A 22,189-nucleotide genomic window follows, 5' to 3' on the forward strand; every position below is an offset into this window, starting at 1 on the left:
TCAGCCTATATGAGTTTAGCTGGCGGCACGAAAACGTCGGGCAACTAGAGGCGCCGACATCATCATTCGCTACCGGCAGGCGGGATCCTAGCAAATTTTGCCGCAATTGTCGCCTTTTCCCTTGACACCTCGGCCTTCCTTTTCCACATCGGCGCCATCATGAAAGCCTCCGACGCAGATATCCTCATCATACCCGGATACACCAACTCCGGTCCGGACCACTGGCAGACGCGCTGGGAGCAGAAGCTCTCCACGGCGCGACGGGTGGAGCAGGCCGAATGGTCGAAGCCCGTGCGCGATGATTGGGTTGCCCGTATCGCCGAAGAAGTAAACGCCTCGACCCGGCCGGTCGTATTGGTGGCGCATTCGCTTGGCGTGCCCTCGGTGATCCACGCGATCCCGCATTTCCGCAACAAGGTGGCCGGCGCCTTCTTCGTTGCACCGCCCGACGTCGCCAATCCGAAGATCAGGCCGAAGCATCTGATGACGTTCGGTCCTTATCCGCGCAATCCCCTGCCTTTTCCGTCGATCACCATCGCCAGCCGCAACGATCCCTTCGGCAGCTATGAGCATGCCGACGATATTGCAGGTAGCTGGGGCTCGCTGTTGATCGACGCTGGCGAGGCCGGCCATATCAACGCCGATTCCGGTCATGGTCCCTGGCCGGAAGGCACGATGGTCTTTGCCAAGTTTCTCGGCCAGCTCAAGCCGTGATTGCCGCCAAGCCGTGGTATAGTGGCCCAAGCCATGCTCACTAGCCTGTGAAGTACAGGAGCGGCTTCATTCCATCGTCAAATAAAAGCCTGTAGAACATGTGAGAACAGGATCGCGATTCTCGCATTGGTATAGAACCAAAGCCGGAATTCCGAGGAAGGAGGCGCTGGCGGATTGTGAATTCGCTTCTTATCCGTTATGGGGACGCCCACAGATCGATCCACTTGCGCTATTTCAGAGCGCTAACGACAGAGAACATTACCGATGAACCGTCGCCGCCGTATTTACGAGGGCAAGGCCAAGATCCTTTACGAAGGGCCTGAGCCGGGCACGCTGATCCAGTTTTTCAAGGATGATGCTACCGCCTTCAACAAAAAGAAACACGAAGTCATCGATGGCAAAGGCGTTCTGAACAATCGTATTTGCGAATATATTTTCAGCCATCTGAACAAAATCGGCATTCCCACGCACTTCATCCGCCGCCTCAACATGCGCGAGCAGTTGATCAAGGAAGTGGAGATGATCCCGCTCGAGATCGTCGTGCGCAATGTTGCCGCCGGCTCGCTCGCCAAGCGCCTCGGTATCGAAGAAGGCGTCGTGCTGCCGCGCTCGATCATCGAGTTCTACTACAAGTCCGACGCGCTCGAAGACCCGATGGTCTCGGAGGAGCATATCACTGCTTTCGGCTGGGCCAATCCGGCCGAGCTCGACGACATCATGGCGCTTGCCATCCGCGTCAACGACTTCATGACCGGCCTCTTCCTTGGCGTCGGCATCCAGCTCGTCGATTTCAAGATCGAGTGCGGCCGCCTGTTCGAAGGCGACATGATGCGCATCATCCTTGCCGACGAAATTTCGCCGGACTCCTGCCGTCTCTGGGATATCGAAACCCACGAGAAGATGGACAAGGATCGTTTCCGCCGCGATATGGGCGGTCTGCTGGAAGCCTATTCCGAAGTCGCCCGCCGGCTCGGCATCATCAATGAAAACGAACCCGTGCGCGGCACGGGCCCGGTTCTCGTCAAGTAAGCGCAGGAAGGACTATCGTGATCAAGGCTCGTGTAACCGTCACGCTGAAAAACGGCGTTCTCGATCCGCAGGGCAAGGCAATCGAAGGCGCCCTCGGCGCCCTCGGCTTCGACGGCGTTCATCAGGTTCGTCAAGGCAAGGTTTTCGACCTGGAGCTTGACGGCACCGACAAGGCCAAGGCCGAAGTCGAGCTGAAAGCCATGTGCGAAAAGCTCCTCGCCAATACCGTGATCGAGAACTTCAGCATTTCGATCGACTGATCGCCCTCCTTCGTGAGCCATTCTTTCTTTGCAACAGGCAAAGGAGTATGGCTTGACGGAGCATATTCCAGCGATCGCCACTCGCCTCTCTCGGGAACAGCATCATGAAATCAGCAGTCGTCCAACTCCCCGGCCTCAATCGCGATCGTGACATGATCGCGGCGCTGACCAAGATTTCCGGCAATGCGCCTATCACGGTCTGGCAGACAGAGACCGAGGTCCCGGACGTCGACCTGATCGTCATTCCCGGCGGCTTTTCCTATGGCGATTATCTGCGCTGCGGCGCGATCGCAGCCCGCATGCCGGTTATGCAGGCGATCAAGGAGAAGGCCGACAAGGGCGTCAAGGTTCTGGGCGTCTGCAACGGTTTCCAGATCCTTTTGGAAGCCGGCATGTTGCCCGGCGCTCTGATGCGCAATGCGTCGCTGAAATTCGTCTGCCGCGAGATCAAGCTCGAGGTCGTCAATGCCGAAACGGATTTCAGCCGCGCCTATGCCAAGGGGCAGGTGATCCGCTGCCCGGTCGCCCATCATGACGGCAATTTTTTTGCCGACGCGGAAACGCTGGCGACGATCGAGGGCAATGGTCAGGTGGTGTTCCGCTACGCCGAAGGCACCAATCCGAACGGCTCTATCAACGATATCGCCGGTATCATCAACGCCAAGGGCAATGTGCTTGGCATGATGCCTCATCCGGAGAACCTGATCGAAGCGGCCCATGGCGGCGCCGACGGCCGCGGTCTCTTCGCTTCCGCTCTCGACGTGATCGCTGCCTGATAAGCAGCATCGAAACCATAAAATCGGCGTCTTTGCATAAAACAGCAGGGCGCCGGAACGCCATTTGGCCGCCTCCGGCAGAACAGCCTTAATTCATTGGCCCTAACTGCTTTATTGGAAAGAGATTGATGCGCCCTCGCCTCCTGACAGGATTTTACTCCGCCGCTGCCATCGCGACGCTTGGGCTGCTGGTGACCTCGTGCGGTCCGCGTCCGCCGAGCATCAGCGCAACCGATCACAGCGCTCTGTCGACGATGGAGCGCGTCATGGTCAACGCCAATGCCTGCTGGTTCAAATCGGCTGATCCGGCCTTCGCAGGTTATCAGCTTGCTCCCGAGCTTAACTCCTATACGGGTCGCCCGCGCATTCTCGTGGTTGATAAGAAACATCCGACCGGCCGGCCGTCTCTCGTCGTTCAGGCGGAAGGCAGCCCGGCGCAGTTGCAGGCCTTCGGCCCGATGATGTCAGGCGCCTCCGGCGGCCGCATCACGGGTGACGTCAACCGCTGGGCCGCAGGCACGAAGGGCTGCTAAAGCCTAGCCCAAATCGCCCGATATCCTGGGCAAACGTGGCTGGCCCGCAAGTTCGGGGATCGCTGTCTTGGATCGATTTGTCATCATTTCCGGATGTTCGGGCGGAGGCAAGTCGACGCTGCTTGAGGAGCTTAGGCGCCGCGGCCACCAAGTCGTAGAAGAACCGGGACGTCGGATCGTCATCGAGGAATTGGAACGCGGCGGTTCGGCCCTGCCTTGGCTTGATGCACCCGCATTTGCCCGCCGGGCCGTGGGGATGTCGATATCAGATCGTTCCTCCGCAGCCTCGGCTCCCGGCCTGGTATTCTTCGACAGAGGTTTGATCGATGCTGCTGCCGCTCTTCACCATCTGACTGGCGAAGCCGACCTGGCCGTACTGGGACAATCCCATCGCTACAACAGACATGTCTTCCTGACGCCGCCATGGCCGGAAATATATGTCGCGGACCGCGAGCGAAGGCATGATCTCTCAGCAGCCATCGCGGAATACGATAGGCTGAGCTCGATCTATCCTTCGCTCGGCTATGAAGTTCACATCTTGCCGAAGGTGTCTATCGAGAAGCGTGCGAACATCGTGCTTTCCGTGTTGGATGGCGCCTAGCCGTCGTGCGGCTTGACCTCGTCGCTCGTCGCCGCGCCGTTCAGTCCCAGAAAAACGATTTGCTCACCTCGGTCATCGCTTCCCGGCGGGTCAGGCCGATGTCGCGCAATTCGTCGTCCGTTAGATAGCGCAAAGTCCCGCGCGTTTCCCGTTTCTGCAGCCAAGCTGCAAAACTTTCAAAAAGGCGACGCGCCAAGCGCGAGATCGGCATGAAGGTGCGCGGAGTCTCCCCGCCGCCAACTATGGTAGTCTTACCGAGGTGAATTGTCTCTATTGTATCCATTTCCTGCTCGCTTGATCGTGACAATCGAAATGTATCGAGCCAAACGACACGAATTGACTCATAATATTGACTCTATTCGCGAAGCAATCTAGGAAATTGTCATTATGACAAATTGGCTGCCTGACATATCCAGCGGAACCGCCCCGGTTTACATTCGCGTCGCCGATAGCATCGAGAATGCGATCACCCACGGCGTGCTGCCGCCGGGCACGAAGCTGCCGCCACAACGCAATCTCGCCTACGATATCGGGGTGACGATCGGCACGGTCAGTCGCGCCTATGCGCTCGTACATGAGCGCGGCCTTGTGGCCGGTGAAGTCGGGCGTGGCACCTATGTGCTGGAGCGCGCCAACGGCAAGCAGATCGAACCCATCGACCCGATTACGCAGGCGCTTGCCGGCACCCGCGGTCTCGAGATCCCCGGCGACAAGATCCGTTTCGATACGACGGCAGCCCCCGATATCGGCCAAGGCGAGATCATCGGCCAGCTCTTTGCCGATATCAGCCGCGATCATCGGGCGGAGATTTCCTCTTATTCACGAAACTTCCCGGCGAACTGGTTTCGCGCCGGCCAGGTCTGGCTTGCCCGCAATGGCTGGCAGCCGGCGATCGAAACGGTCGTGCCGACACTCGGCGCTCACGCCGCCGCCATCGCCGTCATCTCTGCGGTCACCTCGCCGGGCGACAAGATCGTTTTCGAGAACCTGACCTATACGCAAGTCAGCCGCGCTACCCGTCTTCTCGGCCGCCGCTCCATCCTGGTGGACTCCGATGAGCACGGCATTATCCCCGACGATTTCGAACGGCTTTGTCAGCAGCAGCATCCGCGCCTGGCCTTCCTGATGCCGACGGCGCACAATCCGACGCTGGTGACCATGCCGGAGGCGCGGCGCCGGGCAATCGCCGCCATAGCGCGCCGCCATAGCGTCTGGCTGATTGAAGACGATCTCTATGGGGGCATGACTGAAGATCCTAACCCGCTGATGGCGGACATTGCGCCGGAGCGCACGTTCCTCGTCAGTGGCCTGTCAAAATCGGTGACCGCCGGCGTGCGCGGCGGCTGGGTCGCCTGCCCGCAGCATTTCGCCCAACGCATCAAGGTCACCCATAAGATGACGACCGGCGGCCTGCCCTTCATCCTGGCTGAAACCTGTGCCCGGCTGGTGCTGAGCGGCCACGCGATGGCATTGCGGCGGCAGGCGGTCGAGGAAATTCGCGTTCGTGAGCAATTGGCGCGGGAAACACTGTCGGGCTTCGAATTCACCTCGCATCCGCATGTGCCGTTCCTGTGGCTGAAGCTGCCGGAACCCTGGCTTTCGGGTACGTTCAAGAATGCCGCCCTTGCCGAGGGCGTCCTCGTCGACGACGAGGACGAGTTCAAGGCCGCCCGCACGGACAAGACCTATCACCGCGTTCGCGTCGCCTTTTCGTCACCACAACGCCGCGACGAGGTCGCAAGCGGGTTCATGACGTTACGTCATCTGCTGGAAAACGGGTCCGCGAGCTACGACAGCCACATATGATGGCTACCGGCCATCTCGGCCATTTATGACGTCACTGTTGCAGTTTCGCTGCAGTTTTTGCGAAATGCACTGTCATATATTTTGGCCTACTTTACCCCGACCTTAAGGATGTTACCACTTGGTTAACGACTGCGAATCGCTTGCCATCTGGGGGTTGGGTGCATGGCTTTTGACGCTATTTCTGGTAGCCGTTTTTGGACGTGTGCGATCACCTCTTTGGTAATGTTTGGTTCGGTTCTTATCGCTGAATCTGCTGCCGCCGCGGACATTGCGGACACAAAAGCAGCGACGGGCACCAAAATATTCGATGAGCTTCGCTTCGGCGCCAGCGGCTCCATCCAGACTGGACATGACCACGAAGCCGGCGTCTTTCCGGAAGTCGAAGTGCTGTTCAATCCCTTCGGCTATGATCCGACAGACGGTTGGAAAGATCAACTTCTGCGCCCGCGCATTCACCTGGGCACCTCGATCGGCACCACGGATACCGCAGCGACGCAAGTCTTTACCGGCCTTTCTTGGACACTTACCCACAGTAACGGCATCTTCACGGAAGCCGGTTTCGGCGGCACCGTGCACACCGGCAATCTCGACGATTGGACCAAAGACGGCCCGATGCTCGGCTGTCGTCTGCTTTTCCACGAATATGCAGGGGTCGGCTACAATTTCGACAATCATTGGAGCCTCATGGCGCAAGTGGCGCATTCTTCGCATGCCAATCTCTGCGATGGGCCGAATGCCGGCATGACGCGAGCCGGGCTGCTGGTGGGCTACAAGTTCTGATCGCCAGGCAGCAATTGAAAATAGCGATGCCCGCTCTTCACCCATTGTGAATGGCGGGCATTTTCCTGTCGCACGACGGGTTCACATGCGCTAAAGAGACCTCGATCCCCTGACCGGCCTTCAAACCCTTTACAGGCAAGGACCATCGAGCGCCCATGACCATTTCCAATTCGATCCAGATCACCCCCGAACTGATTGCCGCCCACGGCCTGAAGCCGGATGAATATCAGCGCATTCTGGATCTGATCGGCCGCGAGCCTTCCTTTACCGAACTCGGCATCTTCTCGGCCATGTGGAACGAGCACTGCTCGTATAAATCCTCGAAGAAATGGCTTCGCACCTTGCCGACCACGGGTCCGCGCGTCATTCAAGGCCCTGGCGAAAATGCCGGCGTAGTCGACATCGATGACGGCGACTGCGTCGTCTTCAAGATGGAGAGCCACAACCATCCCTCCTATATCGAGCCCTATCAGGGTGCTGCGACCGGCGTCGGCGGCATTCTGCGCGACGTCTTCACCATGGGCGCGCGCCCGATTGCGGCGATGAACGCTCTGCGCTTCGGTGAGCCGGATCATCCGAAAACCCGTCACCTCGTCTCCGGCGTTGTCGCTGGCGTCGGCGGCTACGGCAACTCCTTCGGCGTGCCGACCGTTGGCGGCGAAGTCGAATTCGACGCGCGCTACAACGGCAACATTCTGGTCAACGCCTTTGCTGCTGGCCTTGCGAAGTCCAATGCCATATTCTTGTCTGAAGCCAAAGGCGTCGGCCTGCCGGTCGTCTATCTCGGCGCCAAGACCGGCCGCGACGGCGTCGGTGGCGCGACGATGGCATCGGCCGAATTCGATGAATCGATCGAAGAGAAGCGCCCGACCGTTCAGGTTGGCGACCCCTTCACCGAAAAGTGCCTGCTGGAGGCCTGCCTGGAGCTGATGCAGACGGGCGCTGTAATCGCCATCCAGGATATGGGTGCGGCCGGCCTCACCTGCTCGGCTGTCGAAATGGGCGCCAAGGGCGACCTCGGCATCGAGCTCGATCTCGACAAGGTGCCGGTGCGCGAAGAGCACATGACGGCCTATGAGATGATGCTGTCGGAAAGCCAGGAGCGCATGCTCATGGTGTTGCAGCCGGAAAAGGAAGCCGTCGCCAAGGCGATCTTCGTCAAATGGGGCCTGGATTTCGCCATCGTCGGCAAGACGACGGACGATCTGCGTTTCCGCGTTATCCATCAGGGCGAGGAAGTCGCCAATTTGCCGATCAAGGATCTTGGCGACCAGGCACCGGAATATGATCGCCCATGGCGCGAATCCGACAAGCGTGCCGACCTGCCTGCCAATCTCGTCGCCGCCCCTGAGGATTACGGCCAGGCGCTGTTGACGCTCGTCGGTTCGCCCAATCAATCCAGCCGCCGCTGGGTTTACGAACAATACGACACGCTGATCCAGGGCAATTCCCTGCAGATTCCGGGCGGTGACGCCGGCGTCGTTCGCGTCGAAGGCCATCCCACCAAGGCACTCGCCTTTTCCTCGGACGTGACGCCGCGCTATGTCGAAGCCGATCCGTTCGAAGGTGGCAAGCAGGCCGTCGCCGAGTGCTGGCGCAACATCACGGCGACGGGCGCCGAGCCGCTGGCCGCGACCGACAACCTGAACTTCGGCAATCCGGAAAAGCCGGAGATCATGGGCCAGTTCGTCGGCGCCATCAAAGGCATCGGCGAAGCCTGCCGGGCGCTGGACTTCCCGATCGTCTCGGGCAATGTCTCGCTTTATAACGAGACCAACGGCGTTGCGATCCTCCCGACGCCGACGATCGCCGGTGTCGGGCTTCTGCCGGATTGGAAGGCGATGACGCGTATCGGCTCGGCTTCGGAAGGCGACCGGATCATCATGTTCGGCGTAGACGGCAGCCATCTCGGCTCCTCGGTCTACCTGCGCGATATCCTCGGCTCAACGGACGGCCCCGCCCCGGAAGTCGATCTCTTTGCAGAGCGTCGTAACGGCGATTTCGTCCGTTCGGCTATCCGCAACGGTCAGATCAACGCCTGCCACGACATTTCCTCGGGCGGCCTTGCGGTGGCGCTCGCCGAAATGGCAATGGCGTCGGACAAGGGATTGCACATCGATCTCGCTGAATCCAAGGGCCTGCCCCATGCCATCCTCTTCGGCGAGGACCAGGCGCGCTATGTCGTGGCCGTGCCTGCCGACGTCGCCGATTTCGTCTGCATCAATGCGGAAAGCGCTGGCGTGCCGTTCCGTCGCCTTGGCACGGTTGAGGGCGATAAGCTTGCCGTCGAGGGACTGCTATCCGTTTCCGTTGAGCAGTTGCGCGAGGCGCATGAATCGTGGTTTCCTGCCTTCATGGATGGCAGTGCACTCGCCGCTGCCGAATGAAGTGAGGTAAATCACTAATGCCAATGAATCCCGGCGATATTGAAGACATGATCAAGGCCGGCATTCCCGGCGCCAAGGTGACGATTCGCGACCTGGCCGGGGATGGCGACCACTATGCGGCCGAAGTCGTGGCCGAAGCCTTCCGCGGCAAGAGCCGCGTGCAGCAACACCAGATGGTCTATGACGCGCTTAAGGGAAATATGGGCGGCGTGCTGCACGCCCTGGCGCTACAGACCTCAGCGCCCGACTGAGGAAAGCCGGGCGTTTTCGTTGTCATTGCCAGCTCCGAAAGTCCGATCTGGCATATTGGCCTGGGTGAATGTTGCAAAGCTCGAAGCCGGCAGCGGGCTGGCCGTCAAAAGCGTGAAATCGAAGGGAGCTCGGACATCCGGTCCGAGCACATATTGCCTGTGCACGCGCAGGAAATCCCGCCTGATCTTGGCGTAGTGCTGCGACGTCAGCATCTTCTTGAAGCGAACGAATATGATCGTGGGCTGCAGCCCTCCCGCATGTCCGCAAACAGTGGCAACCTTCGCCTTGTAGAAATGGATTGCATCGGTCAGGCAATGGACGTCGAGCCAAAAGATATCCTGGCAGCGGGCCAGCAGACCAACACGCGAGCGCAGCACTGCGGCGGGCCGCAGCAATGCACATTGCAGGATAGCGCTGCCGAGCGTCGTGAACACAACGCGCTTGCCTTGAAACAGCTCAGGTTCCCGTTCGAGCAGTAGTCCGATCACATGGGCTGCAACGCTGGAGCCCATGCTGTGCGATGAAATCACATATTCGTCGGCCGGTTCGTCAAGTGCCTGACGGGCGCTGATGGCGCAGGCTTCAATCCACTGCTCGGCGCCAATACCGTTCAATCCCGCCATAGCGACGGCCATTTCCCAGTCGGCAAAGAGGTGCAGCGTATGCAGCTTCTCGGCCTGCGGCAGGAAGACATAGAGGAAGAAGGCCACCGCCAAGGGGATGCTGCCGATATGGCTCCAGGAGGGAAGGCCGAACGCAAAGGGTGCGAGAGCGATGGACAGGCTGGTAAGCAGCCCGACCAGCATCAGCAAAAACGGAAAGATGAAGAACAGGCCGAAGCGCCAGGCATGCCGAAAATACCCTGTTAAACCGCCTGACAACGCGACCTTGGCCGCGGCCAGATAACCCTGCCCCATCCGCACGGAAAAAGGCCTGCCATTCAGCCTGGCGACTAGATCGTTATGATCGAGGATATGAATGCGGCTCTCGGTTTGCCAGTCCGCGCCCTTGGTATTGACGTCGAAATACGGCGCCCTTCCGAAATTTCGAAGTGTGTCGACAGCTACCGAAAAATCCCATGCAGCGGCACTTTGTTTGGCGGAGCGCTCGTAACGCGCCCTATGCGCCGCTGCATCCAATGGTTCAAAACCGGGGAAGTGAAGGACCACCCTCTTCTTTATACTATTCATTTTGTTCTTAATTCCCGGCGGGTTACATAGGATGCTGTCAACACCATGACCTGTCGGCTTTTTCATGGCAGTCTATCGTGAAAGCTGTGCGGGAGGTTCCCACGATATGGTTAAGGAATCTCCGATATCAGCAATCTCTTCCGGCATAGGGCGAGAGGTCGGAGCAGGAATCGCTCGACGGAGCAGTCATGACCTTCTGAATAGTCGCAGCCTGGGCCTGCTGCGTTGGCGTTGTGGACCCGTGATAACCGAAAGCGAAGCTGAGAACCAAGACGATGATGCTGACGGAGATGGCGCTGTTCAGCATCGATGCTCTGGGGGGACGAACATGCTCGTAATACTCCCGTTCGCCTTCACTCGTTTCACTGGCGCCATAAAATTCGCGCTCTTCGCCGACCTGGCCGTCGGAATAGTGATGATGGCTCATGGTGCCCACTCCCTCAAAAATGCATGTCAAAAAAAGGGACTGGTATCCGTCACGCCGCCTTCGTCGGCATGAATCAACATTTCCCACCCCCGGCAAAAATAGGCCCGCGGCACGATACTAAGCGTCCCTTGTTTCTTGCTATGTGTGTTGTTCAGCTTCCACGTTGAAGGTGCGATTTCAAAACGCACTGTTCAAAAAAAGTCGCTAATTCCCGAGTTGCGCCATTATTCGGAACCATTGTTGCGCGAAAGCCCATTCATGCGATGAAAAACATCGCGGGTGCATGATTGCGGCTGGAAATCGAACCTTCACCTTGCTATTTAAGGATAAGATTTGAAGCTGCGGACCTTGAACCCGCATGTGAAAGGACGAGACATGAGCGGCATTAACGAATTCATCGACAACGAAGTGAAGAGCAACGACGTCGTTCTCTTCATGAAGGGTACTCCGCAGTTCCCGCAGTGTGGTTTCTCGGGCCAGGTGGTCCAGATCCTCGACTATATCGGTGTCGACTATAAGGGCATCAATGTTCTGGCCGATTCGGAAATTCGCCAGGGCATCAAGGACTATTCCAATTGGCCCACCATCCCGCAGCTCTACGTGAAGGGCGAATTCATCGGCGGTTGTGACATCGTGCGCGAAATGTTCCAGGCGGGCGAGCTGCAGCAGCATCTTCAGGAAAACGGCATCAGCGTGCGCGGCGCCGCCTGACCGGTCACCGGGCACTTTCGTCCGGTTTCCATAGTCCAATTCAGTTGATAAGGCGCTGCCGCCGGGCGGCGCCTTGATATGTTTATGGGAATAAAACCGTGACGACTACATCCCAGGCTACGGCCCAGGGGCAATTGCCCATGGGTAAACGCGAGTTCATTGTGCTCGCGGCCTTCCTGATGGCGGTCAATTCGCTGGCCATCGACATCATGATCCCCGCCCTGCAGCAAATCGGCTCCAGTCTCGGCGTGGAAAACGAAAACCACCGGCAGTATGTCGTAACCGCCTATCTGATCGGTTTCGGCTCTGCGCAGCTTTTCTACGGCCCGCTATCTGACCGCTTCGGCCGCCGCGTGCCGCTGCTGATCGGCCTTGCCGTCTACATCATCTCCGCCTTCGGCATTGCGCTGATCCCGTCCTTTGCAGGCCTGCTTGCCTTGCGCTTCATCCAGGGCCTGGGCTCGGCTGCAACGCGCGTCATCACCATCTCGATCGTCCGTGACGTTTTCGGCGGCCGTCAGATGGCCGAGGTCATGTCGCTGATCATGATGGTCTTCATGATCGTACCGGTCATCGCGCCGGGAAGCGGGCAGGTCATCATGCTGATGAGCACCTGGCACATGATCTTCGTCTTCATAGGCACTATGGCGACGCTTGTCGGCATCTGGATGTATTTCCGACTGCCGGAAACGCTCAAGCCGGAGAATGTCCGCCCGCTTACCGTAAAATCGGTCATTTCCGGCTTCGGCATGGTTCTGACGAACCGCGTCGCCCTGTGCTACACGATCGCCAACACCTTCTTGTTCGGGGCGCTGTTCGGCTTCATCAATTCGGCGCAGCAGGTCTATAACGACATTTACGGGCTTGGCGTCTACACACCCCTTGCCTTCGGCGGCGTCGCGCTGTTCATGGCGCTGTCCTCCTTCATAAATTCGCAACTCGTCGGGCGCTTCGGCATGCGGCGGCTGTCGCATGCCGCTCTCATCGGCTTCGCAACCATCACCTTCCTTTGGCTAATGGTGCAGATCTATGGCCCGGCGCCGATGCCCTTCCCGCTGTTCATGATCCTCTTCGCGCTGGCCATGTTCCAGTTCGGATGGATCGGCTCGAACTTCAACTCGCTCGCCATGGAGCCATTAGGCCATGTCGCCGGCACCGCTTCTTCGGTGCTTGGTTTCATGAGCACGGTCGGCGGCGCCTCGATCGGCGCGGCGATCGGTCAGCTCTACGACGGGACGGCAACGCCGATGATCATCGGCTATTTCACGGTCTCGCTAGTCGGCATCGGCTTCGTGCTCATCGCCGAGAAGGGGCGCCTCTTTAGGCCGCAGAATGCGCCCCCGCCCTCCGACCAGTCCCTCGCCCTTCACTGACAGGCATTTTGACATGAACCCGACCCAAACAAAGCCCGCGGAGCAATCCGGCTCCGCCCGCATCGGCCTCGGCATCGTCGAATTCATCATCATCATTGCGCTGATGACGGCGAGCATCTCGATGGGCATAGACAGCATGTTGCCGGCCCTGCCGAATATCGGCCAGTCGCTGGCGGTCGCCAATCCCAATGACACGCAATTGGTCATCGGTGTCTATTTCCTCGGCTTCGGTATCTGCCAGCTATTTTTCGGCAGCCTGTCCGATGCCTATGGCCGGCGGAATATCCTCCTCGGCGGCCTCATCTTCTATACCGTAACGCTGTTTGCTGCCGCTTGGAGCGGCAGCCTTACGACGTTGCTCGTGTTGCGCTTCATCCAGGGCGTCGGGGCTGCCGCCGTTCGGATCACCACCTTGGCGATCGTCCGCGATTGCTTCGGCGGCCGCGAAATGGCGCGAGTCATGTCCTATGTCACCATCGTTTTCATGATCATGCCGATGGTCGCCCCTTCCGTCGGTCAGTTGATCGTTGCCCATTCGAACTGGCAATGGATCTTCATTGCGCTGGGTATCGCAAGCGCCGCTCTCTTCCTTATCGCGTTCTTTCGCATGAAGGAAACCTTGCCTGACAATGAGCGCCTGCCGCTCTCCATCAGTTCGGTGATGTCCGGCTTCAAAACAGTCCTGACCAACCGCGTCACCTGCGGCTACATGCTCGGTTTGACGCTCTTTACCGGCGTCATCTGCGCCTATGTGGTCTCGGTTCAGCAGGTCTTCGGCGAAGTCTATGGTCTCGGCGATTGGTTTCCGATCGCTTTTGCAGCAACGGCGGGAGGCACTGCGGTTGCTCAGTTTGCCAACGGCTATTTCGTTCGCAGCTACGGTATGCGGCGCATCTCCCATGTCGCGATGATCATCTTCACCGTTCTCGGCGCCTTCGGTTATGTCGCTGGCACGGCGGGGCTGCCGAGCTTCCTGTTCACCTATATTCTGATCTCGGTGATGTTGATGATGTTTGCGGTCATCACCACCAATTTCATGGCCATCAGTCTGGAGCCGATGGGTCATCTGGCGGGCACGGCTGCAGCAATTACCAGCTCCGTTTCCACCACCGGCGGCGTATTGCTCGGCGGCATCGTCGGTCAGATGTTCGATGGAACCGTCCAGCCGCTGATTGCCGGCCTCACGATTTTCGGGGCCTTGACGATTGTTGCCACGCTATGGGCGGAAAAGGGCAAGCTCTTTACTCATCCGGGCGACAGCCCGCAGCTTGAGCCTGGCATGGGGCATGTTTGAGCAACAGTCTCTCAACGCGGCGTCAGATGTCGCCGCGTTGGCGCTTAACCCAGCGAATGCCGGCAAGAACCGCTAGACCCAATAGCGGCCAGATCACCCAGGGTGTGCCGTGCCATGATAGAAAGTTGACACCGACGAGGCCGGCGCCGACCACCGCGAAAGTGGCAAGGCGGCGATCAAACTGCGTATTCGTCCGCGCCCAGCGAAGCCCGGCGGCCATCGTTATGCCAAGCACTGGCCACGCCGCCCAAAACTCGCCGTGCCATGTGAGAATATTGAGCGCCACCAGACCCGCAGCGATCACCGCAAGCACGCCGTAACTGCGCTCACCTCGCACAGCGGCTTCCACGATGGTCGTGGGCGTACTGGGAGCTTGTTCTCGGACGCTGCGAGGATGTGTCGGTGATGAATCCGTTTGAGATGCGCCAATCCGCACCGCATAGCTCGGTACGCCGCCGTCGATGTTCTTGACCTCCAGTTGGCCGAGAAAATCGAAGCCTACTGCCACCTTGTTACGGACCTGGTCGTAGACCGTATTCGAAATGACAATGCCGCCGGCGACTGCACATGCCTGAAGGCGGGCGGCGATGTTGACACCATCGCCATAGATGTCGTTGCCTTCGGCGATGACGTCGCCAAGGTTGAGACCGATGCGGAAGAGCATCTGCGTATCGGAGTCGCTGCTGGCATTATAGCCGGCAAGTTCGTTTTGTACGTCGATTGCCGCGCGCAAGGCCTCGACAACGCTGGGGAATTCGGCAAATACCCCGTCACCCCAGGTGTTGATCACCCGGCCGCCGTGCGCTTCGATCAGTCGCGCCATGGCGTCGCGATAGCGTTTCAGCGTCGCGAGCGTGCCTTCCTCGTCGTTCCGCATCAAGCGCGTATAGTCTTGAACGTCGGCGGAGAAGATGGTGGTCAGCTTGCGGCTCGTTTCGGTCATCTAGCTTGTCCCAGCCGGAGATCCCGCCAAACGGCGGTTGCATAGCGTGAGTGAACATAATGTTCCGCTGACGACTTTCCAAGTGGGAACACCGCTATCTCAAACGGTGAAAACCTCTCGCCTCAACACGTCCCATGATGCCCTGTCCGGTGCAATCAACAGGCCGCCCTCGACATGATGCGGCAGATAGGGCGAGCCATCGAGGCGCCTGGGGTATGCGCCCGCCTCCTCCGAGATCAGGGTGCCAGCCAAATGATCCCAAGGCATCAGCTTGTTATACATGAGATAATGGACGTGCCCGCCGGCAAAGGTGCGGTATTCATGGGCCGCGCAGCGGTAGTTGGTGAGAAAGCGAACCTTGGCGAGATTGCCCATGATCTCCGCACGCTTGCCCTTCGGCAGGTAACCGGTGGAGGCCATGCCGACCATGTCTTCCAGTGCAACCGGCGTTGCCACGGAGAGGCGCTGCGCCTCGCCATCCGGCCGTCGGAGCCAGGCCCCGCTGCCCTTTTCCGCCAGCACCCAATCGTCACCCATTGGGTCGAAGATGATGCCGGCCACTGTCTCACCCTTGGAGATCACCGAAGCCATGACGCCGAATGCGGGGATGCCGGAGGCGAAATTGAAGGTGCCGTCGACGGGATCGACGATGATGGCCAGCTCCGCCCCGGATATCTTATCGATCAGCGCGGGGTCTGCGGCAACCGACTCTTCGCCGATGAAAAGCGCGCCCGGCCAAAGCTGTTTGGCCTCCGCCTTGATCATCCGCTCGGCCTGCTCATCCGCTTCGGTCACGAGATCGGTCGCCTCGCTCTTGGCGCGGACATCGTCACTGCCGAGTCTGCGAAAACGTGGCAGAATTTCCGCCTGCGCTGCACGGCGCAAAAGCTCGGCCAGGGTCGTAATGTCAACGGGCGATGTCATGATGCAATCCTTTCCAATCAGCCAATGATCTCGCGGCGGATCATCCGCCAGCTTTCCTCATCAGGTGCCAAAATAATGCCGCCCGTCGTTTCAGCGGGAAGATAAGGCGTGCCGTCGAATTTTGCGGCAAAGCCGCCAGCCTCCTGATGAATGAGCACGCCAGCGAGATGATCCCAGGGCATCAGCCTCGCGTGACCAATGAAGTGGATCCTGCCCGACGCAATCAACCAATATTCATAGGCCGAACAATTCAGCGAAAAAGGCATGCGTATCTTCGCCATATTGGTGCTGATGCGCGAACGATCCGGCTCGTCCAAATAGAGCCAGGATATCAAGCCCGCCATCTGGCTCAACGGTACGACCGGAGCAACCGCGAGCCGGCTCACCTGCCCTCCCCGTCGCCGCAAATAGGCGCCGGCACCACGTATGGCGGTGACCGTATCCCCAAGCACGGAATCATGGATGATACCGGCAATCGTCTCGCCCTTGGCGACAACGGCGAGGATCGTTCCGAAAAGAGGCGAACCGGATGCAAAATTGAAGGTTCCGTCTACGGGATCGATGACAAAGGCGAGTTCCGCATCCGCCAACGCCGGCACGACCGACTTGTCGGCCTCGTAGGCTTCCTCCCCCACGATGAGTGCGTCGGGAAAGCGCGCTTTCAGCGCCGCTGTGATATGTTTTTCCGCCAACAGATCAGCTTGCGTCACCACATCGATGGCCGAGGTTTTTTCGGAAATACCACCAACGCCCAGATTGCGGAAGCGCGGCAGGATTTCCTGCGCCGCAGCCTCTGCTACTGTTGCCATCAGATATTCGAAGTCTAAATCGGAGAGCGTCATCGGTGGCCTTTGTCTGAAGAGGGAGCCCCTCTTATGCCCGATTCGATGACGCCGATGTGGCAAAAGCTCAGCTTTTAGCGACTGCCTAAGCCCGCGCCTGCCGTGCTGCGTCTATATAAAGATCCAAGGTCTGACCCAGCCGCCGATACATCATGTTATCAAAGGCTTCGTGTCCACCGCCACGTTGCTCCTCTTCCAGAGCGGCAATGTAGGCAGGGCGATCTTCGGGTCGGATGGCTATAGGCGGAAATCCGGCTCTAAGCAGCACCAAATTCATCAGCAGCCGGGCGGTACGCCCGTTGCCGTCGTTAAAAGGATGGATGCGGACCAATTGCCGATGTGCTCTGAACGCTGTTTCCGGCGAATTCTCCGCATGTCCGAGCCAGCGGCAGAAATCACCCATCAATGCCACAACTTCGGTCGGTGACGGAAAATGATGCGCACCAGCATCCGTGTTGACGTAACGGGCACGATCCGCATAGCGGCCGGCGATCTCGGGCTTTGATTGGGCGACCACCAAATGGTGGAGATTGCGTATGTCCGCCTCCGTGATCGGTCCGCTGCCGTCGGCGGAAATCTCGACCACCCAATCCAATGCCCGCGCGTGGTCGATGGCCTCCAGATGGTCCTTGAGCGGCTTTCCGCCGACGGTGATGCCCTTTTCAATGACCAGAGCCGTCTCGCCCGCAGTCAGGGTGTTTCCTTCGATCGCGTTCGATGTGTACGTAATGTCGATCCGCTGCGCATGTTCCAGACCGTCCAACCCGCCCACGACCATGTTTCGCTTGAGTTGATCAAGCTCATGCTTTTTGGCGAGAAGTTGCTCCGCGTCTTGGGACGGCGTCATGACGGACTGCTTTCGAATTTCGACGATCCGATTGTAGGTTAGACGGAAAAAGCGCCGAGAACCATCGCCTTATCTATTCCGGCTTCGCAGTCATCAGCGCAGCAAAATCAAACAGCTTGGGGTCCAGCAGATGCGACGGGTTCACATGCGCCAGCGCCCGCAGCATCGTATCCTTGCGGCCGGGCATGCTACGTTCGATATCGGCCAGCATGTCCTTCATCGCATTGCGCTGCAGACCGTCCTGCGAACCGCAGAGATCGCAGGGGATGATCGGAAACTGCATGGCGGCGGCAAACTTGGCGAGATCGTCTTCGGCGGCATAGGCGAGCGGACGCAGCACCATCAGGTCGCCCTCGTCGTTCAAGAGCTTCGCCGGCATCGAGGCCAGCCGACCGCCGTGGAAGAAATTCATGAAGAAGGTTTCGAGGATATCCTCACGATGATGACCGAGCACCAGGGCGTCACAGCCCTCTTCACGGGCGATGCGATAAAGATTGCCGCGGCGCAGGCGCGAACAGAGTGAGCAATAGGTGGCGCCCTCCGGCACCTTTTCCTTCACGATCGAATAGGTGTCGCGATATTCGATCCGGTGTTCGACACCGATCTTCGTCAGATACTCCGGCAGTATATGCTTCGGGAAATTCGGCTGCCCCTGATCGAGATTGCAGGCGATCAACTCGACCGGCAGCAGGCCGCGCCATTTGAGATCGAGCAGGATAGACAGCAACCCATAGGAATCCTTACCGCCGGACAGACCGACGAGCCAACGCTTCTGGCCCTTCAGCATCTGGAAATCTTCGAGCGCCTGACGCACCTGACGCAGCAGGCGCTTGCGCAGCTTATTGAAGGAGACCGACCGCGGCGCGTCGGCAAACAGCGGATGGACGGCACCATGGCCATCCTCGGCTTCGATATCGAGCTCGTCCGCTACCGTCGTTGCGATATTCATCTTGTCATACCTCGGGCTTCGCCACGCTGATACCAGAAAGCAAGGCGGGAAGACACCATATCAATCACCGAAGACCGACCATCCGGTACGTGCGGCGAGCATTTCCAGCGCCACCGCACCAAGCTGCGAATTGCCGACCTTGTTCAGCCCCGGCGACCAGACCGCGATCGAACCGATACCCGGCGCCACCGCGAGAATGCCGCCACCGACGCCGCTCTTGCCGGGCAAGCCGACATGATAGGCGAAATCGCCGGAGCCGTCATAATGGCCGCATGTCAGCATCAGCGCATTGATGCGTCGCGCCCTCTTCGGCGATACGACGGAATGGCCGGTGATCGGATTGGTGCCGCGAGCCGCGAGATAAAGGCCCGCCTTGGCCAGTTGCTCGCAACTCATCGACAGAGCGCATTGATGGAAATAGACGCCGAGTACGTGCTCCACAGGATGATCGAGATTGCCATAGGCGCGCATGAAATTGGCGAGCGCGACGTTACGGTAACCGGTCTGCGTCTCCGAGCGCGCCACCTTATCGTCAATGGTGATCGACTCGTCGTCGGCGACGTAGCGCACGAAGCGCAACAACTCACCGATCGCCTCCCGTGGCGCATGGCCGGAGAGCACGATATCGCTGACGGCGATCGCACCGGCATTGATGAAGGGATTGCGCGGAATTCCCTCCTCCCGCTCAAGCTGGACGATAGAATTGAAGGCCGTACCGGAAGGTTCGCGCCCGACGCGCTTCCATAGGCTTTCACCCACCTTGCCAAGCGCCAAGGTCAGCATGAAGACCTTGGAAATGCTCTGAATGGAAAAGGGAATATCGGCGTCGCCGATGCTGCGGACATTGCCGTCCACCGTCGCGATCGCCATTCCGAACTGGTTCGGATCGACCTTGGCGAGCTCCGGAATATAGTCGGCGACCTTGCCTTCGCCGAGGCGCGGCAAAAGCTCCGCATGGATGCTGTCGAGAATTGCCTGCAAATCGCTCATCGGCCGCTCCAAAGACAAAAAAGCCGCTCGAAAAGAGCGGCTTTTGCATTCGTAAGAAGATATCCGCCTATTAACGCGAATAGAATTCGACGACCAGATGCGGTTCCATGACGACCGGATACGGTACATCGCCGAGGGCCGGAACGCGAGCGAAGGTCGCAACCATCTTATTGTGGTCGGCTTCGACGTAGTCCGGAACGTCACGCTCAGCGAGGCTAACAGCTTCCAGAACGGTCACGAGCTGCTTCGACTTTTCGCGAACTTCGATAACGTCGCCGGCCTTGCAGCGGTAAGAACCGATGTTGACGCGAACGCCGTTCACCGTGACGTGGCCATGGTTGACGAACTGACGGGCAGCGAAAACGGTCGGAACGAACTTGGCGCGGTAGACGATCGCGTCGAGGCGCGATTCGAGCAGGCCGATCAGGTTTTCCGAAGTGTCGCCCTTGCGGCGGTTAGCTTCATCGAAGATGGCACGGAACTGCTTTTCACGCAGGTCGCCGTAGTAGCCCTTCAGCTTCTGCTTTGCGCGGAGCTGCACGCCGAAGTCGGAGAGCTTGCCCTTGCGGCGCTGGCCGTGCTGGCCCGGGCCGTATTCGCGGCGGTTGACCGGAGACTTCGGACGGCCCCAGATGTTTTCGCCCATACGGCGGTCAATTTTGTATTTGGACGATTCGCGCTTGCTCATCGCATTTCCTTTCAAAGTGTTGTAGCGGCCCGTTGCCGAACCGCGAAGGAAACACGCCCTCCTCTGAACCCCTTTTGCGAGCTCTGACAGGTTTCTCACGTTAGCGAACGGACGAAACCACGGGACATGTCAAATGAAACACCGGACATTTCTGCCCGGCGTTGGCGCGGTCTCTAAGGGGTCGTCATGAAAATGTCAACAGCGCCAAACGCGCTTTGCGGAGAATACGACAGTTATTCCGCCGCCGCCTGCTCCCCGCCATGGACGTCGGGCGCATTGGCGTCACCCGGCGTAGTCTGGCAGCCGATGTCCGGGAATGCGACGATGCGCTTGCCGGAAAAATCCGTGTGGACGACGACGCTGCCCTGTTCTTCGAAATAGCTGAGCAGGCGCCGGGCGCGACGGGCCGAGTGGGTGCCGTAGGCACGGGCTATGCGGGCGTCGGAGGGGCATGGCTCGCCACAAACGGCCGCCTTGGCAAGCAGCAGGAAGACGCCCTGGAGATCGTCGGTGACACCGGAGGAGAGCGACAGAGCTGTCGCCCAGGCGTCAGTCGCCATCGTCGCCTCATCGGCACCAGAGCGTACGATGGCAACGCGGCGGCGAAACTCCGGCAGCGATATCGGCACACCCGGCACGCGACGCATACGCAGCCGGACAAGGAATTCCTGATAGAGCACTGAATCGGTGCGGAAGGCCGAGGCTGGATCATCGAGGATTTCGGAGAGTACGGCACTCACCCTCGCCTCGCGGTCCTCAGCCGACAATTCCGGCTGGCTCACCTTCGGTTCAGCCGGCGCAGCACTGGCAGCAGGCGCTGAGCGCGAGAGCTCCGCCAGAATATCCGTCGTCGGACGCGGTGCCGGCGTGGCGCGGCGAATGGCCGGCCGTGAGAATTCCTCCGGATCCGGCGTGAAGATCAAATCCTCCACATCCTGCGGCGCGTCCGGCAACGGCATCAGCTTGGGGCTAGAGGAGCGCGCCGAGGTTTCGACCGTGCCGATGGTGATTGGCAGCGGCCGACGCGACAGCGCCGGACCGAGCGCTACGAAATTGCCCCGCTTCAGGTCGCGGAACATTTCCGCCTGTCGTCGGTCCATGCCGAGCAGGTCGGCCGCACGGGCCATGTCGATATCCAGAAAGGTGCGGCCCATCAGGAAATTCGAGGCCTCGGCCGCAACGTTCTTGGCAAGCTTGGCGAGGCGTTGTGTGGCGATGACGCCGGCCAGTCCGCGCTTGCGGCCGCGGCACATCAGGTTGGTCATGGCGCCCAGCGACATCTTGCGCGCATCTTCCGAGACGTCGCCGCCGACCGAGGGGGCAAACATCTGCGCCTCGTCGACGACGACGAGCACTGGATACCAATATTCGCGATCGGCATCGAACATGCCGTTCAAGAAGGCGGCGGCGGCACGCATCTGTTGCTCGATGTCGAGCCCTTCCAGCGTCAGAACGCAGGAGACGCGATGCTGGCGGATGCGGTTGGCGATCCCGGCAAGTTCAGCCTCGGTGCGCTCGCCATCCACCACCAGATGGCCGAACTTGTCAGCCAGCGTGACGAAATCCCCCTCGGGATCGATGATGACCTGCTGCACCCATTGCGCCGATTGCTCCAGCAGACGCCGCAACAGATGCGATTTTCCGGAACCGGAATTGCCCTGCACGAGGAGACGCGTTGCCAGCAGTTCCTCGATATCGAGTTGGGCGCTGGTCCCGCCGGACGCCGTTCCCATGTCGATGCCGACCTGCAATGCACTACCCCTTTGACAAGACTCAGATGTGAAGGCGCCCATCTTTCAGAAACGGGGCACCTCCGTCTATCAAAGATTTCCAGGCTTCGCGCCCGTGGATTGAAAAAACCCACAGGCGATTG

Annotated in this window: 24 protein-coding genes; 13 read left to right on the top strand and 11 right to left on the bottom strand. The window is 59.4% G+C overall.

Annotated features, from left to right (window positions below; all coding sequences use genetic code 11):
- Positions 1 to 159 precede the first annotated feature (159 nt).
- From GGD50_RS29575 to GGD50_RS29600, 6 genes are all read left to right on the top strand, one after another.
- A complete protein-coding gene (locus GGD50_RS29575; protein WP_107108188.1) occupies positions 160 to 714 on the top strand; it encodes an RBBP9/YdeN family alpha/beta hydrolase in 555 nt (184 codons plus the stop codon).
- A gap of 264 nt (positions 715 to 978) precedes the next feature.
- Positions 979 to 1,743, top strand: coding sequence for a phosphoribosylaminoimidazolesuccinocarboxamide synthase (purC, locus tag GGD50_RS29580; protein WP_015340039.1), 765 nt, complete (start codon positions 979 to 981; stop codon positions 1,741 to 1,743).
- A gap of 17 nt (positions 1,744 to 1,760) precedes the next feature.
- Entirely contained in the window at positions 1,761 to 2,003 is a 243-nt protein-coding gene (gene purS, locus GGD50_RS29585) for a phosphoribosylformylglycinamidine synthase subunit PurS (RefSeq protein ID WP_107108189.1), read from the top strand.
- Between the two features lie 104 nt (positions 2,004 to 2,107).
- A complete protein-coding gene (purQ, locus tag GGD50_RS29590; RefSeq protein ID WP_107108190.1) occupies positions 2,108 to 2,779 on the top strand; it encodes a phosphoribosylformylglycinamidine synthase subunit PurQ in 672 nt (223 codons plus the stop codon).
- Between the two features lie 128 nt (positions 2,780 to 2,907).
- Positions 2,908 to 3,312, top strand: coding sequence for a hypothetical protein (locus tag GGD50_RS29595; protein WP_107108191.1), 405 nt, complete (start codon positions 2,908 to 2,910; stop codon positions 3,310 to 3,312).
- Positions 3,313 to 3,379: 67 nt separating this feature from the next.
- Complete coding sequence (locus GGD50_RS29600; protein WP_107108192.1) at positions 3,380 to 3,913, top strand: AAA family ATPase; 534 nt, start codon at positions 3,380 to 3,382, stop codon at positions 3,911 to 3,913.
- 40 nt (positions 3,914 to 3,953) lie between these two features.
- Here the strand turns inward: GGD50_RS29600 and GGD50_RS29605 are convergent, their stop codons facing one another.
- On the bottom strand, positions 3,954 to 4,196 hold the full coding sequence (locus GGD50_RS29605; protein WP_107108193.1) for a DUF1127 domain-containing protein: 243 nt from the start codon (positions 4,194 to 4,196) through the stop codon (positions 3,954 to 3,956).
- Between the two features lie 104 nt (positions 4,197 to 4,300).
- Between GGD50_RS29605 and GGD50_RS29610 the strand changes: the two genes are divergently transcribed.
- From GGD50_RS29610 to GGD50_RS29625, 4 genes are all read left to right on the top strand, one after another.
- Positions 4,301 to 5,719 (top strand): aminotransferase-like domain-containing protein, encoded by a 1,419-nt coding sequence (locus GGD50_RS29610; protein ID WP_107108194.1) that lies wholly within the window; start codon positions 4,301 to 4,303, stop codon positions 5,717 to 5,719.
- 222 nt (positions 5,720 to 5,941) lie between these two features.
- On the top strand, positions 5,942 to 6,499 hold the full coding sequence (locus tag GGD50_RS29615; protein ID WP_107108195.1) for an acyloxyacyl hydrolase: 558 nt from the start codon (positions 5,942 to 5,944) through the stop codon (positions 6,497 to 6,499).
- A gap of 155 nt (positions 6,500 to 6,654) precedes the next feature.
- A complete protein-coding gene (gene purL / locus GGD50_RS29620; RefSeq protein WP_107108196.1) occupies positions 6,655 to 8,886 on the top strand; it encodes a phosphoribosylformylglycinamidine synthase subunit PurL in 2,232 nt (743 codons plus the stop codon).
- A 17-nt stretch (positions 8,887 to 8,903) separates the two neighbouring features.
- A complete protein-coding gene (locus GGD50_RS29625) occupies positions 8,904 to 9,137 on the top strand; it encodes a BolA family protein (RefSeq protein ID WP_004108912.1) in 234 nt (77 codons plus the stop codon).
- Here the strand turns inward: GGD50_RS29625 and GGD50_RS29630 are convergent.
- Both GGD50_RS29630 and GGD50_RS29635 read right to left on the bottom strand, forming a co-directional pair.
- Positions 9,123 to 10,328: a hypothetical protein gene (locus GGD50_RS29630; RefSeq protein ID WP_107108197.1), complete on the bottom strand. Its 1,206-nt coding sequence runs from the start codon at positions 10,326 to 10,328 to the stop codon at positions 9,123 to 9,125. The genes GGD50_RS29625 and GGD50_RS29630 overlap by 15 nt on opposite strands.
- Before the next feature lie 127 nt (positions 10,329 to 10,455).
- A complete protein-coding gene (locus tag GGD50_RS29635; RefSeq protein WP_107108198.1) occupies positions 10,456 to 10,755 on the bottom strand; it encodes a hypothetical protein in 300 nt (99 codons plus the stop codon).
- A gap of 375 nt (positions 10,756 to 11,130) precedes the next feature.
- Here GGD50_RS29635 and grxD point away from each other — a divergent pair, with 375 nt between their 5' ends.
- The 3 genes from grxD (at position 11,131) to GGD50_RS29650 (ending at position 14,133) form a co-directional block, all read left to right on the top strand.
- Positions 11,131 to 11,466, top strand: a complete 336-nt coding sequence (gene grxD, locus GGD50_RS29640; RefSeq protein ID WP_107108199.1) for a Grx4 family monothiol glutaredoxin — start codon at positions 11,131 to 11,133, stop codon at positions 11,464 to 11,466.
- Between the two features lie 140 nt (positions 11,467 to 11,606).
- Positions 11,607 to 12,839: a multidrug effflux MFS transporter gene (locus GGD50_RS29645; RefSeq protein ID WP_107108200.1), complete on the top strand. Its 1,233-nt coding sequence runs from the start codon at positions 11,607 to 11,609 to the stop codon at positions 12,837 to 12,839.
- 13 nt (positions 12,840 to 12,852) lie between these two features.
- Entirely contained in the window at positions 12,853 to 14,133 is a 1,281-nt protein-coding gene (locus GGD50_RS29650; protein WP_107108201.1) for a multidrug effflux MFS transporter, read from the top strand.
- A 22-nt stretch (positions 14,134 to 14,155) separates the two neighbouring features.
- On the opposite strand, the gene GGD50_RS29655 is transcribed toward GGD50_RS29650, so the two are convergent.
- The 8 genes from GGD50_RS29655 to GGD50_RS29690 all read right to left on the bottom strand — a co-directional run bounded on the left by GGD50_RS29655 (position 14,156) and on the right by GGD50_RS29690 (position 22,067).
- A complete protein-coding gene (locus GGD50_RS29655) occupies positions 14,156 to 15,076 on the bottom strand; it encodes an adenylate/guanylate cyclase domain-containing protein (protein ID WP_107108202.1) in 921 nt (306 codons plus the stop codon).
- A gap of 99 nt (positions 15,077 to 15,175) precedes the next feature.
- Positions 15,176 to 16,000, bottom strand: a complete 825-nt coding sequence (locus GGD50_RS29660; protein ID WP_107108203.1) for an inositol monophosphatase family protein — start codon at positions 15,998 to 16,000, stop codon at positions 15,176 to 15,178.
- Positions 16,001 to 16,017: 17 nt separating this feature from the next.
- Positions 16,018 to 16,842 carry an inositol monophosphatase family protein gene (locus GGD50_RS29665; RefSeq protein WP_107108204.1) on the bottom strand — a complete coding sequence of 275 codons (825 nt, stop codon included), beginning with the start codon at positions 16,840 to 16,842 and terminating at the stop codon, positions 16,018 to 16,020.
- 85 nt (positions 16,843 to 16,927) lie between these two features.
- On the bottom strand, positions 16,928 to 17,620 hold the full coding sequence (locus tag GGD50_RS29670; protein WP_246451616.1) for a Fic family protein: 693 nt from the start codon (positions 17,618 to 17,620) through the stop codon (positions 16,928 to 16,930).
- 142 nt (positions 17,621 to 17,762) lie between these two features.
- Positions 17,763 to 18,638, bottom strand: a complete 876-nt coding sequence (ttcA, locus tag GGD50_RS29675) for a tRNA 2-thiocytidine(32) synthetase TtcA (RefSeq protein ID WP_107108206.1) — start codon at positions 18,636 to 18,638, stop codon at positions 17,763 to 17,765.
- A 60-nt stretch (positions 18,639 to 18,698) separates the two neighbouring features.
- Positions 18,699 to 19,628: a glutaminase gene (locus GGD50_RS29680; RefSeq protein WP_107108207.1), complete on the bottom strand. Its 930-nt coding sequence runs from the start codon at positions 19,626 to 19,628 to the stop codon at positions 18,699 to 18,701.
- Between the two features lie 70 nt (positions 19,629 to 19,698).
- A complete protein-coding gene (gene rpsD, locus GGD50_RS29685; protein ID WP_107108208.1) occupies positions 19,699 to 20,316 on the bottom strand; it encodes a 30S ribosomal protein S4 in 618 nt (205 codons plus the stop codon).
- 233 nt (positions 20,317 to 20,549) lie between these two features.
- A complete protein-coding gene (locus GGD50_RS29690; protein ID WP_107108209.1) occupies positions 20,550 to 22,067 on the bottom strand; it encodes a helicase HerA domain-containing protein in 1,518 nt (505 codons plus the stop codon).
- Positions 22,068 to 22,189: the final 122 nt, after the last annotated feature.

This window comes from Martinezella paranaensis (assembly GCF_014200235.1).
Lineage (GTDB): Bacteria > Pseudomonadota > Alphaproteobacteria > Rhizobiales > Rhizobiaceae > Rhizobium > Rhizobium paranaense.